The organism is Bacillus sp. BS1807G30, assembly GCF_040047675.1.
In the GTDB taxonomy this organism is placed as follows: domain Bacteria; phylum Bacillota; class Bacilli; order Bacillales; family Bacillaceae; genus Bacillus; species Bacillus altitudinis.
This window is the reverse complement of record NZ_CP157353.1, coordinates 1,113,852-1,128,344: the sequence shown is the minus strand read 5'-3', so window position 1 is coordinate 1,128,344 and position 14,493 is coordinate 1,113,852. Positions and strand designations below refer to the sequence as shown.

The following is a 14,493-nucleotide window of genomic DNA, read 5'->3' as shown; positions in this document are numbered from 1 at the left end:
TCCGTTGAAAGAAAGTTTTTATTTCAGAAAAAAGACCGTCCTCACAAGTGAAGACAGTCTTCTTTTTATGCTTTGACTCTGTTTTGCTGATAAGCAAAGTGGTTAGTCGGACCGTGCCCAGCGCCAATATTCAGAGGAAATTTGATCGCCTCATGGACAAAGGTTTCTGCCGTTTCAAAGGCTTCCTTCATGGAACGACCTTTTGCTATTTCTGCCGTTAATGCCGCTGCAAATGTACAGCCTGTTCCGTGTGTATGTGGTGTATCAATATGTTCATTACTGAGTTCAAAAAAGCTTTTTCCATCGTACAAAAGGTCTGTAATGAGGCCGCCTGAAGGACTATGACCTCCTTTGATCACAACATAGGACGTGCCAAGCTCATAAAGTCGTTCTGCTGCTCTATGGCGATCTTCTTTTGTCTGAATGCGCATGCCTGTCAGCACTTCTGCCTCAGGGAGATTCGGTGTGACTGCATAACTGACAGGCAGTAACTGTGTTTTCATAGCAGAGACCGCATCTTCATTTAATAAAGAGGCGCCCCCTTTGGCAATCATGACTGGATCGACAATTAGTTTCAAGTCATATTGCTTCGTTTTTTCAGCAACGACACTGATCATGTCAGCACTCCACAGCATCCCTGTTTTAGCGGCATCTGGCAACAAGTCTTCTGCTACTGCATCAATTTGACTTTCGAGTGCCTCGATAGACAGAGGATAAATACCGTGAACGCCAAGTGTGTTTTGCGCTGTAATGGCCGTAATGGCGGACATTCCGTACACACCAAGCTCCTGAAAGGTTTTCAAGTCTGCTTGAATACCTGCTCCACCGCCAGAATCAGTACCTGCGATGGTTAATGCTTTTTTAATCGTCATGTCATCTCACCCTCTCATTAGCCAATCCATTGATGATAAATCGTTCTCGCTTTCGCAATATCATTTGTCCCATGGACAAGCGCTCTGCCATCTTTGAATAAAACAAGCTTGTACTCATCCTTCTGACACGAAAGCAAATAAGGATTTTCCAGCACATCCATTCCTGCTTTCTTTAGCTGACGGGCTACTTCATGCAGCGCTGGGGGTGCCCCTAGTGCACTGCGAATTTGTACAGTATTTCGTCCACATAATACATCTGCTTTTGCTCTTTGATCATATGAGAGAAATGGATATGTCTTAAGACCGCAGCTTGGACATTGTTTCTTTTTTAAAGATGTAACGGATCGAATATCAGATCGCTCGTTTGTCCATAAATCAAACGATCTTAATACCGGCGTGATTTGGTGTCCTGTTAAAAGCTTCAGTGCATCCGCCACTTGATAGGCCGCAACCTGCTGCACAACTGGACTAATAATTCCTGCTGTATCACATGTCATGCCTTGTGCAGGTAAATGCTCAAGCAGGCAGTGTAAACATGGTGTTTCACTAGGAATCACTGTGAATTGAATACCATAGCTTGCTACACAGGCCCCATAAAGGAACGGAATTTGATGTTTGACGGCCGCATCGTTCGCAATCATTCTCACCTCAAAATTATCCGCTGCATCCACGATGATGGATGCCCCGCTGACGTACTCATCAATATTTTGAGCGGTCACGTCAATGACGATTCCTCTCACGTGAACGTCACTGTTCACCTGCTTGAGTCTTTTCTCAGCAGCCACAGCCTTTGGCAGCCGATCAAGAACATCTTGCTCTGTGTATAGCTGCTGACGCTGCAGGTTGCTCCATTCAATATAATCTCTATCCAAAATGGTGACAGATCCTACGCCGGCACGGACGAGCATTTCAGCACTCGCTGTTCCAAGTGCCCCAGCCCCAATAATGACGGCCTTTGAGGCATTTAGCCGTTTTTGTCCTTCTGTACCGATCGGCCTAAAAAGCTCTTGGCGTGAATAACGTGTGCTCAAAATGCTGGCATTCCTTCTTGCGGACTGCTGGCTGTTCCATAGTTTTTGAGTGGAATACGGCCTGCCTCGAAACCGAGTCTTCCAGATTCAATCGCCAGCTTCATCGCTTTAGCCATTTTCACAGGGTCCTTTGCGCCAGACACGGCTGTATTCAGTAATACAGCATCAGCGCCCAATTCCATCGCATAAGCAGCATCCTTCGGCGAACCTACACCCGCATCAATAATAACTGGCACCTTTGCCTGTTCGATAATAAACGATAGATTCAGAGGGTTTAAAAGCCCTTGACCTGAACCGATTGGAGAAGCACCTGGCATAATGGCATGAACACCAAGTTCTTCTAATTTCCTTGCCAGCACCACATCATCTGACGTATATGGCAGCACGATAAAACCTTCTTCTAATAGCATTTCAGATGCTTTTAACGTTTCGACTGGATCTGGCAGAAGAGACCTTGAGCAGCCAATGACTTCTACTTTGATCATGTCACACAGCCCAGAAGCTTTCGCTAAACGGGCAATCCGCACTGCTTCTTCCGCTGTACTTGCCCCGGCAGTATTTGGCAGCAATGTATAGGCTGATAAATCGAGCTGCTCTAAAAAATTGGGCTGTGATGGTTCAAATATGTTCATTCTTCGCACAGCAAAGGTCAAAATTTCAGCTTCTGATACGTTGACCGCCTCTTTTTGAACTTCAAATGATGGATACTTTCCTGTCCCTAGTAATAGTCTTGATGTAAATGTTTTTCCGCCAATGCGCAGCATGGTGTCATCCTCCTCCTACAAAGTGAACGATTTCAATCGTGTCATTTGGTTGAATTTTTACCTGTTGAAAGGCTTCTTTATCTATAATTTCTTGATTTTTTTCAACGATTACCACTCGGTTTTCAAGTTGATAGGCTGATAGCAGATCAAAAATCGTGCCATTTTCCTTATCGAAATCAACCATTCTTCCATTCAATTGAATTTTCATACGAACAATGCCTCCTTTCGCCCAATACGAAACGCATGAAGCCATTCCTTGTGAACAGACTCGCCCGCTATTAAGCCGCGAATGATTTCCCCCGTAATTGGCGCAAGTAAAATGCCATTTCGGTAATGTCCCGTTGCAAAAAGAATACGCTCGTCTTCTGGATGTTTTCCGATATAGGGGTGCCGGTCGCTTGTCGCTGGCCGAAGACCTGCCCAGCATTGATCAATCGGCATCTCTCGAATAGATGGCATGAGCTGAGATGCTTTGTGAATAACTGCTTCAATACCGCCAAGTGTCGGAACGGCCTGCCAGTCATTCGGTTTCATCGTTGCACCAATCACTAGCTTACCGCTATCCCTTTGAACGATATAACAATGATCATGATAGATGGTGTGTGCAAGCGCTGGACCGTTATTCCAAACAGACACGCATTCTCCTTTTACTGGATAGAGAGAATGTGATAACCCCAGTTCTTCTAAAAAACGGCCCGACCATACACCACTTGCTACAGTCAGATGATCACATGTGAAGATGCCTTTAGCTGTACTGACTGTCAATGTTTCTTTTCCCCTCTTCACATCGATAACAGGGGTAAACTCCTTCACATCCGCTCCGTGCCGAACAGCCGCCTGCCAAAAAGCCCTGCATACCGCATATGGCTCGACATGTACATCATCTTCTATCAATCCTGCTCCTAAGATGTCATCTGCAATTTGAGGCATACGTTCTTTTACGCTGCTTGCTTCAAGCCATTCAAATGTGGGCAAATGCTGCATCCGGCAAAGCGCACGCTTTTCTTGTTCTGTAAAAGCCACCTTCATAATCCCGCCCACTGATATCCGAATATCAATGCCCGATTCATGCTGAAGGTCGACTGTTAATTTTTCATATAAAGCCTGACTTTGTCTGCCTACTTGAAAGAAAATATCCTCATCACCTTCTCCTTCAGCATGTGCACCCAGCATGCCAGCAGCCGCACTTGTCGTTTGCTTCCCGATCTCATTTGCCTCAAATAAGACAATCTGCTTTCCTGCTTTTGCAAGGTGATAAGCGATCGACATCCCTATGATTCCACCACCAATGATTGCAACATCATAATGCTTGTTCATAAGGATTCTCCTTTCGCTTTTTAGAAAATGTTTGCGCCATTTTGCGCGGCTGAGGATGAGCAAAAATCCCCGACATGACGGCTATTCCTTTTAACTCAACATGCATCAATTCTGGCAATCGTTCTGGTGTGATTCCACCAATGACAACGACTGGAATGGACAGCGCAGAAGTCATGTCTTCCACAACCTTTATGCCTCTCGCCTGAAGTCCGGGTTTGCATGCGGTATCATACACGTGCCCAAACATGACATACTCTGCCCCGTTCTTCTCTGCTGCTTTGGCTTCTTCTATCGAATGAACCGATACCCCCGCATGGAGGTGAGGAAATTTTTGTCTTAATTCCTTTGGCGAAAAGCTGTGTCCTGGAAGATGAACCCGGTGAATATTGGTCAGCAGCGCAACGTCAACTCGGTCATTGATAATCAGCTTTTCTTTCGGAACACCTTCTGCTAGAAGTTGTTTCACGAGGTGAACCAGCTCACCTGCTGCCTTCGATCGTTCACGAATATGAATAAAGTCTACTTCAGACGCAATGTCTTTTATTTGCTTGATGAGCTCCCTGACAGGAAGCGTATCATTTGTCACTGCATGGAGTTCCATTTGCACCAACCCCATCTAAGCATGCTGTCTGCCACATTTCTTTTTCATACGCCATCTCCCAGAAATGGTATTCGTAATAGCTCGAAATCACGAAATTTTCTTTCATATTAGCCCGCACATGTTCTGGCGCTTTTTCTGCAAGTTCATTAAAACGGTTCACCTGTTCAAAAACAAGCTCTTTAAACCAATCCCCGCCATATGTCAAAATCCATTCTTGATAAATCGGATGGTCAGGAGTTGTTTGTTTCAGTTTTTCTCCTACCTCATAATAAAGCCAGTAGCACGGCAATAATGCGGCTAAAATTTCTTCAAAACGACCGCTTTTCACAGATCGGTACATATGCGAGGTATATGCATAAGCAGTTGGAGAAGGTTTAAAGTTTGCCAGCGCTTCATCAGAGATCTGGAGCAGTTCTGTGAACTTTCTATGCAGTGATAGCTCTGCTTCATACGTACCCTGCGCATGATATGCCATTCTGCCTGTCGTATGTAAGTCCTCACTAATGGCGGCTCCATACGACTGTACTTTTGCAAAATGAGTTAAATAGTACGAATCCTGCATCACATAATAAGTGAAACGATCGAGTGAAAGTGTGCCATCACCAATCCCTTTCACAAAAGGGTGTGTAAAGCTCCCATTCCACCATTTAGCTGCTGCTTCTTTACATTCGTTCGAAAATGTCATGTTCCTCTCCTCCTGTTTTTCCATATAAAAAAACCACTTTCCTCGTGGAAAGTGGTTTGGAATTTGTAAAAAGCATAGTCAAAAACCGCACCACTTCCCTACGCAGGTATGAACCTGTTCAGGTAATGAGGGTCTAAAAGTCTACACTTTTATCTCAGCCCTTTTAAAGGACTCCCCTAGTGGATCAAACATATATTGTTGTACCTCTATCTTAATCAGGAATTGTTCATCGGTCAAGGGTTCATTGCAACTCTAATTGGGCTCTAAGTCCTGCCACATACTCCCGGGAGCCAGACACAAGCACGCGGTCACCGCTTCTAAGCGTCGTATCCCCATGCGGTACTAAGCTGTCAATTCCTCTAAAAATACGGACAAACACCAAATCGCCGGTAAAAGGAAATTCCCTCAGCATGACATTATGATACCGATGATTGTTCATTTGAATTTGATACAAAGAAGAATCCTCATTTGTTAACAAGCGAATCGCATCAGGTGCTTCAATCAATGCCCTCAGCACCGTTTTAGATGATAAGAAGTTAGAAAAGGTATCGATCCCTGCTTCCTTTAATGTCAGCTCGGCTTCCGCTTTGTTAACACTTGCAATGACTTGTTTAGATCCTTCTTCTTTTGCAAATAAAGCAATTTCCTTATTTTTCGTTTCACTGCCTGTAGCCACAACGAGCACATCCTCTTGCCCGATGCCAGCTTGTCTGAGCGTATCATCGTCATATTGTTCAATCGCTTCAACTTCAAAGATGGAGTCAGCAAGCAAGGCTTCTTTATTTTCCTGAAAGACGTGCAAAATACGGATGTCATATTCATCCTGATGCAAATCAAGCGTCACAGGTAACGTCAGCTGATTCGCTCCAATAAACGTCACACGCTTTTTATGATTGGTTTCACGTTCTTGTTTAAATAACGCCTTAAACCAAACAGGCGTTAAAATACTCGTGAGCACAGCGACTAGAATAAGAGCTCCTGACATTTTATGATCAATGACACCAAGCCGCTCACCAATCGTTGCAGCAGCAATGACAAGGGATAACGTCGAGGTTAATAAAAAACCCGAACCGATGACTTTTTTCATGTCATACCATTTTTTTAAATAAAGAATCGGAACGAGTTTACTAAGCAATAATGCGATAAACAGCAGCGGAATCATGATCATGATGGTTGGATCTTTAAAGAGTGACCATATATTCAGGTCCACACCGACCATCACAAAAAAGATCGGAATTAAAAATCCATAGCCAAACGAGTCCAGCTGCTGTACGAGTTCTTTATTAGGCGAAAGAAGAGACACAAGCACACCTGCTAAAAAAGCCCCAAGAATATTTTCAGCACCGAGTGATTCAGATAAGGCAACTAAGACTATAATGAGAGTAAAGATGGCTCTTGTCCCAATTTGCACCGTTCCTTTTGACATGGACTGAAAAATGGACTTTGTCTTAAATACCCGGCCAAATAAATAAAGAAGAATACCTGCCGCAAATAATAATAAGAGCAACCACATGTTCCCTGTTCCATCGCCATAAATGGAGGAAAACACAGCAAGTAAAATCATTGTCACCAAATCAGCAATGACGGCTACAAGCAAAATGATTTGACCAATATTCGTCTGCATCAACTTTTCCTCTTTTAAGGTAGGAACTACCACACCCAATGAGATGGTGGAAATAATAAGCGTCATTAAAAAGGCGTTTTGAATAAATCCTGCAAGGACAAACGCATAAGACAGGATAAAGGACATACAAAATACGCCAACAAAAATAATGGTCGCTGTTTTAAATGTATTCGGTTCTTTTAAACCATTTGGCAGTTCTCGCGCTTTCTTCTTTGATTCAAAAGAAGAAAAATCTATTTCAAGTCCACTTAAAAACATAAGAAAAATAAAACCTAGCATGGATAACGTATCTAGCCATGCGTCGTGTTCAACAACTAGTTGAAGACCGCTTTTTCCAATGATGAGCCCCATGATGATTTCAGCGACAACGACCGGGATGGTCAGCTTAAATCGGTGCAATAAAATGGGGGTGAAAAAGGCTACAATAATAACGACAACGAGTGATGAAACAGATGTATGCTCCATTGGCTAAAGCCTCCTAACATTCATGTTTAATTTTTAAGTTTTACGTTAAAGCATTGATTCTAACAATTGCCCAAATGAAATGAAAGCCATTCGTTATATTTTCTAAAATTCAAACTTCTTTATATCCGATAAATGGATGAAAAAATCAGGAGGAACCTTTATGAAATTCGATATCATAGGCGATATCCATGGCTGCTACGAAGAGCTGCTTACCCTCATACACAAACTAGGATACGAACTCAAACATGGACTACCTGTCCACCCTGATAAGAGAACACTGGCCCTTGTTGGTGATTTAACAGACCGCGGCCCTCGATCAGTTGCCGTCATGCAATTTGTCATACACGCCTATTCTAAGGGCGCAATCCGCTATGTGCCTGGCAACCATTGTTTTAAGCTGTATCGCTATTTGAAAGGAAATCCCGTTAAATTACTGCACGGCATTGAAACAACGGTGAACGAAATCAAAAAACTGCCACATGATGAACAAACCATTTTATCACGTGAATTTAAACATTTATTTGAAAAGGCGCCGCTTTATGATGTACTCATTCCGAATGAACTGATCATTGCACACGCAGCGATGAAGGAAAAGGATATTGGCAAAAAACCGAACAAGCAGATGAGGTCCTATCTATTATTTGGAGCAGTCACCGGAGAAACATGGCCGGATGGTCGACCTGTCAGGAAGGACTGGGCAAAGGAATATCACGGAAAACCATGGATTGTGTACGGGCATACACCCGTAAAAGAACCAAGATTTATCGGTAGAACGGTTAATATTGATACAGGCTGCGTCTTTGGCCACCAGCTCTCTGCTCTTAGATACCCAGAACTTGAGACAGTATCTGTTCCTTCATCTATGCCATATGATGATTCAAGGTTTCAGCATTTCACGCAATAAAAAACCCGGTCCACCATGACAGGTGACCGGGTTTACTTGTTTACTGAAGCAATAATGTCATATCATCCGGCAAAGGAGCCGAAAATGTCATGGACTCCCCTGTTATCGGATGCGGAAAAACAAGGGTCTCACTATGAAGTGCCTGCCTGCCTATTCTCTCGCTTGTTCCACCATATAGCGTATCTCCAACAAGCGGATGACCAAGGAATTGCATGTGAACACGAATTTGATGAGTTCTTCCCGTTTCAAGGGTGAGGGACACATCAGACATATCTAAATGAGTATGTACCGCCAGCACCGTATAATGTGTTACGGCTTCCTGACCAGATTCATCCACCATTCGTTCAATAATGCTGTCCCCTTTTCGAGCAATTTTTGCTCTAATTGTTCCTTCCTTTTGCGTGATCATGCCATGTGTCATGGCTCTATACGTTCGCTTGACTTCCCCTTTTTTCTGCGCCTTTGATAAAAGGCTGTGTGCAAAGCGATGTTTAGCGACTAACATGACACCAGAAGTATCACGATCAAGACGGTTCACCAAATGGACAGTCAGCCGAACGGACTGCTCAGCATAATGGTGAAGCAACCCATTTGCAATACTATGCTCAGGGTGCTCTCGAGAAGGAATCGATGGAATATACGGCTTTTTATTCAGCACAAGCACATGCTCGTCCTCAAATAAAATATCAAGCGGAATGGCCGCAGGTTTTAGCCCTTCACTCACTTTTTCCTCGGGAAATAAAATGGTGAGCCTGTCCCCCTCGCGCAGCTCATATCTCACGGTCACATGCTCTCCATTAATCAGAAGGTCACCGCCATCAAATTTAATATCTGTCAGCATTCGTTTTGAAATGCCAAGATCGATTAAGTAGTCCTTCAGCAGCCTGCCTTCTTCTTTGGCTGATATGGTTTTGTTTATCTTAAAGTATTCCAGCGAGAACAACCTCTTTCTTATTCTCCTTTGCCGATAAAGGAATCTTGCACCCTTTTCCAAAACGGAAATGGTCTAAATCGGGCAAACCGGACATTCTCGTCTGCCACTCGGCATTGAATGGATTTCACATCTTTATGCAGCAGCGACAAATGATCTATCGTCACCTGAAAATCCACATCATTAATCGGTTTGATCACACACGTATGGTGGTCCGGCAAAATGAGCGGCGAACCGACCGTTCTAAACACTCTGTTGTTGATTGAAGCCATTTCTGCCAGCTGGATCGCCCTAATGGATGGGTGAATAATAGCCCCACCAAGTGCCTTATTATAGGCTGTACTGCCAGATGGTGTAGACAAACAAAGACCGTCTCCTCTGAATGTTTCAAAAAGCTGACCCCTAATCTCAACATCTGCCACAAGTGTACCTTCCATACTTTTAATCGTACATTCATTCATTGCTAAATATTTTTCTTCCCTGCCCCCATCGTTGTACCTGACGATGACTTCAAGGATCGGATATTCCACAATATGATAAGGCGTTTTGGCAATGGCTAACACAAGCTTTTCAATTTCACTCGGGACCCAGTCTGCATAAAAACCAAGATGGCCTGTATGTACGCCGACAAAAGCGGTTTCGTTCAGACGGTTGCTATACCGGTGAAAAGCGTATAAAAGGGTTCCGTCTCCGCCAACGGTAATGACGAGATCGGGTTCCTCTTCATTTAATTCCATTCCAAAATCCAATAAGTAGGTCTGTATTTTATTTTTAAGTGTGTCAGATACAGAATTCCCTTTCGAAGAAACTGCAAATTTCATGAATTCTTCTCCTTTTCCACCTTGCTGCGACGAGAAAGCAGCATCATATTTGATCAAGCTTAGGCTCAGCTATCGTTTTTCTTTTTCCGGGAAAATGCCACTTGCGCTTCTTGAATTTCCCCTCTGATTTCAGACATCTCATCATCAAGAAGAGATGCTGCCTCAGAAGCTCTTTGAAGGCGCTGCTTGACCTTCTCCGGGATATTCCCGCTATATTTATAATTCAGAGAATGCTCAATGGTCGCCCAAAAATTCATAGCTAATGTACGGATTTGGATTTCGACGAGGAGCTGCTTCTCTCCATTGATCGTTTGCAGCGGATATAACACAACAAGGTGGTACGAGCGGTATCCGCTTTCTTTATGTTCTGCAATATAGTCGCGTTTATCTACAACCACGAAATCTTTTCGTGACTGAAGCATTTTCTTGACGACTTGTATATCTTCTACAAATTGGCACATAATGCGAAGCCCTGCAATATCCTGCATCGTTTCAATCTCATGCATCGGGATGTTTTTACGCTTTGCCTTTTCCAATATGCTGGCAACGGGTTTCACTCGGCCAGTGACAAATTCTACTGGTGAATGGTCATCCTCAAATTCATACAGTTTTCGGATGCCTTTTAGTTTCACTTTTAATTCTTCGACTGCTTGCTTATATGGTGCGAGGAATTGATCCCATTGTTTTTTGTCCAAGAAACTTCCCCCAATTCCAAATACCTAATTATTTCAGAGGAATGTGCTCTTCACTTTCTCTTCCATATCTCCGTAATTGGCATTGTCTTTAATATTGTCGATTAAATAGTTTAATTCCTGATGAAGTTGAATGAGTTCTAGCGTTTGCTCTTCCGCCGCCAAATAGACAGGGATTTCACGATTCATTGCTTCTTTTAATGGAGCCCATGTATGTTCTCCTAAAATAAGATACGTAAAAGACTCCTCAGTCTCAAGTATGTAAACGAACGCAAAGTGATCAGAATCAACAAGCATTTGTCCTGATGCTTTTGCTTTTTGAATTTGCTCATCTGACTGGACCGTCAAGATCAGCCTGTCTTCTTTTAAAGTTGCTTCTGTGATTTCAATTCTGTTTTGCATCATGATCTCCTTTACAACAAAGTACAGCTTTATTTTATCATATCAAGTTCAATATTGATAAACCGAACTTTTTGAGAAAATTTGATTTCTCCATTTCGTTGTTCATTTTGCCTCATTTAGCATCTATATACGTCTCTTTTTAAGGAATAAATAAGAAAAAAAGAAGCTTTTCATGTACAATAATTATATTTCCTCTAAATGAAAGGTTGATGTCAAAATGGCACAGGAAATTGAGATAGAACTAAAACAATTATTAATGAAAAAAGAATTTGAACAGCTAAAAGAATATTTCCAATTAAAGGACGAGGACTTCCTCACTCAAACCAACTATTATTTTGATACACCTCAATTTGATATAAAATCCAAATTCGCTGCATTACGAATGAGAGAAAAAGGTGGGCAGTGGGTCCTCACATTAAAGGAACCGCATGAGATTGGCCTTTTGGAAACCCACCAAACGATCGATCCTCCCGCTAGTCTTGAACATTTCCAACTGCCAGAAGGTGAAGTGGCAGACAGATTAGTACACCTTCACATTCAAAAGGATCAAATCGTATATTTTGGTTCACTGGAAACGTCAAGAGCAGAAAAAATGATCAAAGAAGGCTTAATTGTTTTGGATCACAGCCGATATTTAACAGTAGAGGACTATGAACTTGAATTTGAAGTGAGTGATTTAGACATTGGACAAGCTGCTTTCACAGCATTGCTTCAGCAATTTCAGATCCCACCAAGACACACGAAAAACAAAGTCGTACGTTTTTATGAAGAAAAAATGAAAACAAAAGAATAGATGAATTCCTTGAAGGAGGAACATGATGAACGTCAATCAACTTCAATCCTTTATGCAGCTTCAAGCACTCAAAACGTTACAATCTGATAATGGACAAACACAACTCACAGCTGGACAAGAATCAAGCGCTGAGACTTCATTCCAGTCGCTGTTGCAAGATTTTTTAGGCGGATCAGAATTATCTCGACTCCCGCTTTCCATTTCTGCTTTCATGGGATCGGACCCATCAACGTCTCCGAACACGCAATATGCACGAATGAATCCATATTTATCTGCGATAGCGGGCAGTGAACAGCTTCAATCTCAGTCTCTTTATGCAAATGACAGCCAATTGAATACCGCAAATGGTATTGGAAACGTCTTAAATAACAGCTACACACCGCCCCTTCAAAAAGCTGTTTCAGGCTCTTCATCAAAAGAGATTAATCAAATCGTCTCACAAATGGCTCAAAAGCACGGAGTTCCAGAAAAACTGATCCATGCAGTGATCAAGCAAGAATCCGGTTATCGCACGAATGCTGTCAGCCATGCAGGTGCACTTGGACTGATGCAGCTTATGCCGTCTACTGCTAAATCACTTGGCGTGAACAATGCCTTTGATGCAGCCCAAAACATTGAAGGCGGAACGAAGTATTTAAAACAAATGCTTCAAAAATATAATGGAAATGTCTCACTCGCCTTAGCCGCTTATAACGCAGGCTCAGGGAATGTAGATAAGTACGGAGGTATTCCTCCATTTAAAGAAACACAAAATTATGTAAAGAAAATCACAGCTCAATATTTCGCCTAAACCGAAGAGAATAACCTCTTCGGTTTTTTGTATGTCGCTTTTCACCCTTTTTTGACTGAATGTGTTATGATATGGTCAATTGAACACGGAACCTGTCTCCCTCACTTTTCCCAAAGGACCAAAGCGGTTTGTTTGTGGAATTGAGTAGAGGTTGTTAAAATAAGTATACAATAATAGAAACAACAAAATAGAACAAACTGAATATCACTTTTGAAATACATGAAATTCGCAATAGGGTGAGCCATCCTATTAGCTACGAGTTAAAGGAGTAGTCAACATGGTACAATCGTTTAACGCACCTTACGAAGCGGTTGGAGAGGAACTTCTATCGCAACTTGTTGATACTTTTTATGAAAATGTAAAGTGTCATCCTTTGCTTCATCCTATTTTCCCGGATGACTTAAAAGAAACAGCAAGAAAACAAAAACAGTTCTTAACTCAATATTTAGGCGGACCGCCGCTTTATACTGAGGAGCATGGTCACCCAATGCTACGGGCGAGACATCTCCCTTTTCCGATTACTGAGGAGCGAGCGGACGCATGGCTTGAATGCATGGAGGATGCAATGGATCAAGTAGGACTAACCGGCGATATTCGTGACTTTTTATTTGAGCGACTGTCTTTGACGGCTCGTCACATGGTCAACCAAATACCTGAAAAGGACGGACGATCTTGAGCTGCAATCCGCATGAGCAATATTTCTCACATTGTCACGGACATCCTCAAAAGCCGATTGAAATCTATGTATTCATTGATCCTCTCAGCCCGGACTGCTGGTTATTAGAGCCATCAATTAAAAAGTTGAAAATGAAATATGGCCGTTTCTTCACTTTACGAACGGTTACAAGTTCTAGTATTAATGCTTTGAACCGGAAACGAAAAAAACATTTACTAACCGAAGCGTGGGGGAAATTTGCCACGAAAACTCAGACCAAAAAAGAACAAATGTTGTCTGAACAAATTGTGACATCACCTTATCTCGCCTCTCTTGCATTAAAAGCAGCTGAACTTCAGGGCAGAAAATGCGGAATGAAATTTTTACGACTCATTCAAGAATCGCTTTTTTGCCATCAGCAGGACGTCACCAGTGAACAAGTCTTGCTAGAAAATGCAAAAACGGCTGGACTGGACATTGAAGAGTTCCAGCGAGATATACATTCTCAAAGTGCTGTCAAAGCGCTCCAATGTGATATGAAAATCGCAGCTGAAATGGATGTGTCTGAGCTTCCCACTTTCGCCTTTTTTAATACGATAAATGGTGAAGAAGGATTAAAGATTTCAGGTGCATATTCTTATGATATTTACGAGGAAATTCTCTTTGAAATGATTGGCGAAAAACCAACACCTTCAGAACGACCGCCAATTGAATGGTTTATCGCTTACTTTCAATTTGCATCAGCAAAAGAAATTGCCGTTGTATATGACCTGACCCTTGAAGAAGTTGAACGCGAGATGAAAAAACTCGCATTTGCTAAAAAGGTAGAACGTGTACAAGTACATCAGGAAATGTTTTGGCGTTATACAGAAGGAGACAATCATTCAGATCTTGATGTCTACCGCTGTGAGAATGAACATGGGTGCTGACCCATGTTTTTTCTTTACCCCAAAAAGAACACTTGTTCTATTTGTAAGTACGAAGAAACCGCGCCGGGATAAGCGCGGTTTCACTATGTCTTAACGACAACAAAGGGGATGGGAGAAATTTTTCACGGTCAAACAAAGGGGTAATGTTTGTATGTGATTAATTTCACATCTGTAGTATATCAAATTTTGTCGACTTATGACAACCGATATACTATAT

17 protein-coding genes and 1 riboswitch are annotated in these 14,493 nt (G+C 42.3%); of the genes, 5 read left to right on the top strand and 12 right to left on the bottom strand.

The window, feature by feature from the left end; all coding sequences use genetic code 11:
* Window positions 1-65: 65 nt before the first annotated feature.
* From thiD to ABG082_RS05670, 8 genes are all read right to left on the bottom strand, one after another.
* The gene (thiD, locus tag ABG082_RS05705; RefSeq protein WP_348936650.1) at window positions 66-872 is read right to left on the bottom strand and encodes a bifunctional hydroxymethylpyrimidine kinase/phosphomethylpyrimidine kinase; all 807 of its coding nucleotides are present in this window, start codon (window positions 870-872) and stop codon (window positions 66-68) included.
* Between the two features lie 17 nt (window positions 873-889).
* Complete coding sequence (locus ABG082_RS05700) at window positions 890-1,903, bottom strand: thiazole biosynthesis adenylyltransferase ThiF (RefSeq protein WP_348936649.1); 1,014 nt, start codon at window positions 1,901-1,903, stop codon at window positions 890-892.
* Window positions 1,900-2,667, bottom strand: coding sequence for a thiazole synthase (locus tag ABG082_RS05695; protein ID WP_007498979.1), 768 nt, complete (start codon window positions 2,665-2,667; stop codon window positions 1,900-1,902). Before ABG082_RS05695 ends, ABG082_RS05700 begins: the two co-directional genes overlap by 4 nt.
* 4 nt (window positions 2,668-2,671) lie before the next feature.
* Window positions 2,672-2,875 carry a sulfur carrier protein ThiS gene (thiS, locus tag ABG082_RS05690; RefSeq protein ID WP_017367025.1) on the bottom strand — a complete coding sequence of 68 codons (204 nt, stop codon included), beginning with the start codon at window positions 2,873-2,875 and terminating at the stop codon, window positions 2,672-2,674.
* On the bottom strand, window positions 2,872-3,984 hold the full coding sequence (gene thiO / locus ABG082_RS05685; RefSeq protein ID WP_046527494.1) for a glycine oxidase ThiO: 1,113 nt from the start codon (window positions 3,982-3,984) through the stop codon (window positions 2,872-2,874). Before thiO ends, thiS begins: the two co-directional genes overlap by 4 nt.
* On the bottom strand, window positions 3,968-4,585 hold the full coding sequence (gene tenI / locus ABG082_RS05680; RefSeq protein WP_348936648.1) for a thiazole tautomerase TenI: 618 nt from the start codon (window positions 4,583-4,585) through the stop codon (window positions 3,968-3,970). The genes thiO and tenI overlap by 17 nt, the downstream gene beginning before the upstream one ends.
* On the bottom strand, window positions 4,560-5,270 hold the full coding sequence (tenA, locus tag ABG082_RS05675; protein WP_046343186.1) for a thiaminase II: 711 nt from the start codon (window positions 5,268-5,270) through the stop codon (window positions 4,560-4,562). The genes tenI and tenA overlap by 26 nt, the downstream gene beginning before the upstream one ends.
* Window positions 5,271-5,348: 78 nt before the next feature.
* Window positions 5,349-5,458: riboswitch (TPP riboswitch) on the bottom strand.
* Between the two features lie 53 nt (window positions 5,459-5,511).
* Window positions 5,512-7,359, bottom strand: coding sequence for a monovalent cation:proton antiporter family protein (locus ABG082_RS05670; RefSeq protein WP_046527497.1), 1,848 nt, complete (start codon window positions 7,357-7,359; stop codon window positions 5,512-5,514).
* Between the two features lie 160 nt (window positions 7,360-7,519).
* On the opposite strand from ABG082_RS05670, the gene prpE reads away from it, so the two are divergent.
* Window positions 7,520-8,263 carry a bis(5'-nucleosyl)-tetraphosphatase PrpE gene (gene prpE / locus ABG082_RS05665; protein WP_113747594.1) on the top strand — a complete coding sequence of 248 codons (744 nt, stop codon included), beginning with the start codon at window positions 7,520-7,522 and terminating at the stop codon, window positions 8,261-8,263.
* A gap of 40 nt (window positions 8,264-8,303) precedes the next feature.
* Here the strand turns inward: prpE and ABG082_RS05660 are convergent, their stop codons facing one another.
* The 4 genes from ABG082_RS05660 to ABG082_RS05645 all read right to left on the bottom strand — a co-directional run bounded on the left by ABG082_RS05660 (window position 8,304) and on the right by ABG082_RS05645 (window position 11,109).
* Window positions 8,304-9,197 carry an RluA family pseudouridine synthase gene (locus ABG082_RS05660; protein ID WP_348936819.1) on the bottom strand — a complete coding sequence of 298 codons (894 nt, stop codon included), beginning with the start codon at window positions 9,195-9,197 and terminating at the stop codon, window positions 8,304-8,306.
* Between the two features lie 17 nt (window positions 9,198-9,214).
* Window positions 9,215-10,015 (bottom strand): NAD kinase, encoded by an 801-nt coding sequence (locus ABG082_RS05655; RefSeq protein WP_008355343.1) that lies wholly within the window; start codon window positions 10,013-10,015, stop codon window positions 9,215-9,217.
* Between the two features lie 65 nt (window positions 10,016-10,080).
* Complete coding sequence (locus ABG082_RS05650) at window positions 10,081-10,710, bottom strand: GTP pyrophosphokinase family protein (RefSeq protein WP_008348457.1); 630 nt, start codon at window positions 10,708-10,710, stop codon at window positions 10,081-10,083.
* Window positions 10,711-10,743: 33 nt separating this feature from the next.
* Entirely contained in the window at window positions 10,744-11,109 is a 366-nt protein-coding gene (locus tag ABG082_RS05645; protein WP_008348459.1) for a hypothetical protein, read from the bottom strand.
* A 217-nt stretch (window positions 11,110-11,326) separates the two neighbouring features.
* Between ABG082_RS05645 and ABG082_RS05640 the strand changes: the two genes are divergently transcribed.
* From ABG082_RS05640 to ABG082_RS05625, 4 genes are all read left to right on the top strand, one after another.
* Entirely contained in the window at window positions 11,327-11,902 is a 576-nt protein-coding gene (locus ABG082_RS05640) for a CYTH domain-containing protein (RefSeq protein ID WP_048001687.1), read from the top strand.
* A gap of 25 nt (window positions 11,903-11,927) precedes the next feature.
* Window positions 11,928-12,692 (top strand): lytic transglycosylase domain-containing protein, encoded by a 765-nt coding sequence (locus ABG082_RS05635; protein WP_008348461.1) that lies wholly within the window; start codon window positions 11,928-11,930, stop codon window positions 12,690-12,692.
* 277 nt (window positions 12,693-12,969) lie between these two features.
* The gene (locus ABG082_RS05630; protein ID WP_007499001.1) at window positions 12,970-13,368 is read left to right on the top strand and encodes a thiol management oxidoreductase; all 399 of its coding nucleotides are present in this window, start codon (window positions 12,970-12,972) and stop codon (window positions 13,366-13,368) included.
* A complete protein-coding gene (locus ABG082_RS05625; RefSeq protein WP_007499002.1) occupies window positions 13,365-14,276 on the top strand; it encodes a ClpXP adapter SpxH family protein in 912 nt (303 codons plus the stop codon). The genes ABG082_RS05630 and ABG082_RS05625 overlap by 4 nt, the downstream gene beginning before the upstream one ends.
* Window positions 14,277-14,493: the final 217 nt, after the last annotated feature.

What these genes read in the sequence shown, in the direction of transcription:
- thiD (WP_348936650.1), bottom strand. Translation starts at nt 872, where the DNA reads ATGACGATTAAAAAAGCATTAACCATCGCAGGTACTGATTCTGGCGGT.
- ABG082_RS05695 (WP_007498979.1), bottom strand. Translation starts at nt 2,667, where the DNA reads ATGCTGCGCATTGGCGGAAAAACATTTACATCAAGACTATTACTAGGG.
- thiS (WP_017367025.1), bottom strand. Translation starts at nt 2,875, where the DNA reads ATGAAAATTCAATTGAATGGAAGAATGGTTGATTTCGATAAGGAAAAT.
- thiO (WP_046527494.1), bottom strand. Translation starts at nt 3,984, where the DNA reads ATGAACAAGCATTATGATGTTGCAATCATTGGTGGTGGAATCATAGGG.
- tenI (WP_348936648.1), bottom strand. Translation starts at nt 4,585, where the DNA reads ATGGAACTCCATGCAGTGACAAATGATACGCTTCCTGTCAGGGAGCTC.
- tenA (WP_046343186.1), bottom strand. Translation starts at nt 5,270, where the DNA reads ATGACATTTTCGAACGAATGTAAAGAAGCAGCAGCTAAATGGTGGAAT.
- ABG082_RS05670 (WP_046527497.1), bottom strand. Translation starts at nt 7,359, where the DNA reads ATGGAGCATACATCTGTTTCATCACTCGTTGTCGTTATTATTGTAGCC.
- prpE (WP_113747594.1), top strand. Translation starts at nt 7,520, where the DNA reads ATGAAATTCGATATCATAGGCGATATCCATGGCTGCTACGAAGAGCTG.
- ABG082_RS05655 (WP_008355343.1), bottom strand. Translation starts at nt 10,015, where the DNA reads ATGAAATTTGCAGTTTCTTCGAAAGGGAATTCTGTATCTGACACACTT.
- ABG082_RS05645 (WP_008348459.1), bottom strand. Translation starts at nt 11,109, where the DNA reads ATGCAAAACAGAATTGAAATCACAGAAGCAACTTTAAAAGAAGACAGG.
- ABG082_RS05640 (WP_048001687.1), top strand. Translation starts at nt 11,327, where the DNA reads ATGGCACAGGAAATTGAGATAGAACTAAAACAATTATTAATGAAAAAA.
- ABG082_RS05635 (WP_008348461.1), top strand. Translation starts at nt 11,928, where the DNA reads ATGAACGTCAATCAACTTCAATCCTTTATGCAGCTTCAAGCACTCAAA.
- ABG082_RS05630 (WP_007499001.1), top strand. Translation starts at nt 12,970, where the DNA reads ATGGTACAATCGTTTAACGCACCTTACGAAGCGGTTGGAGAGGAACTT.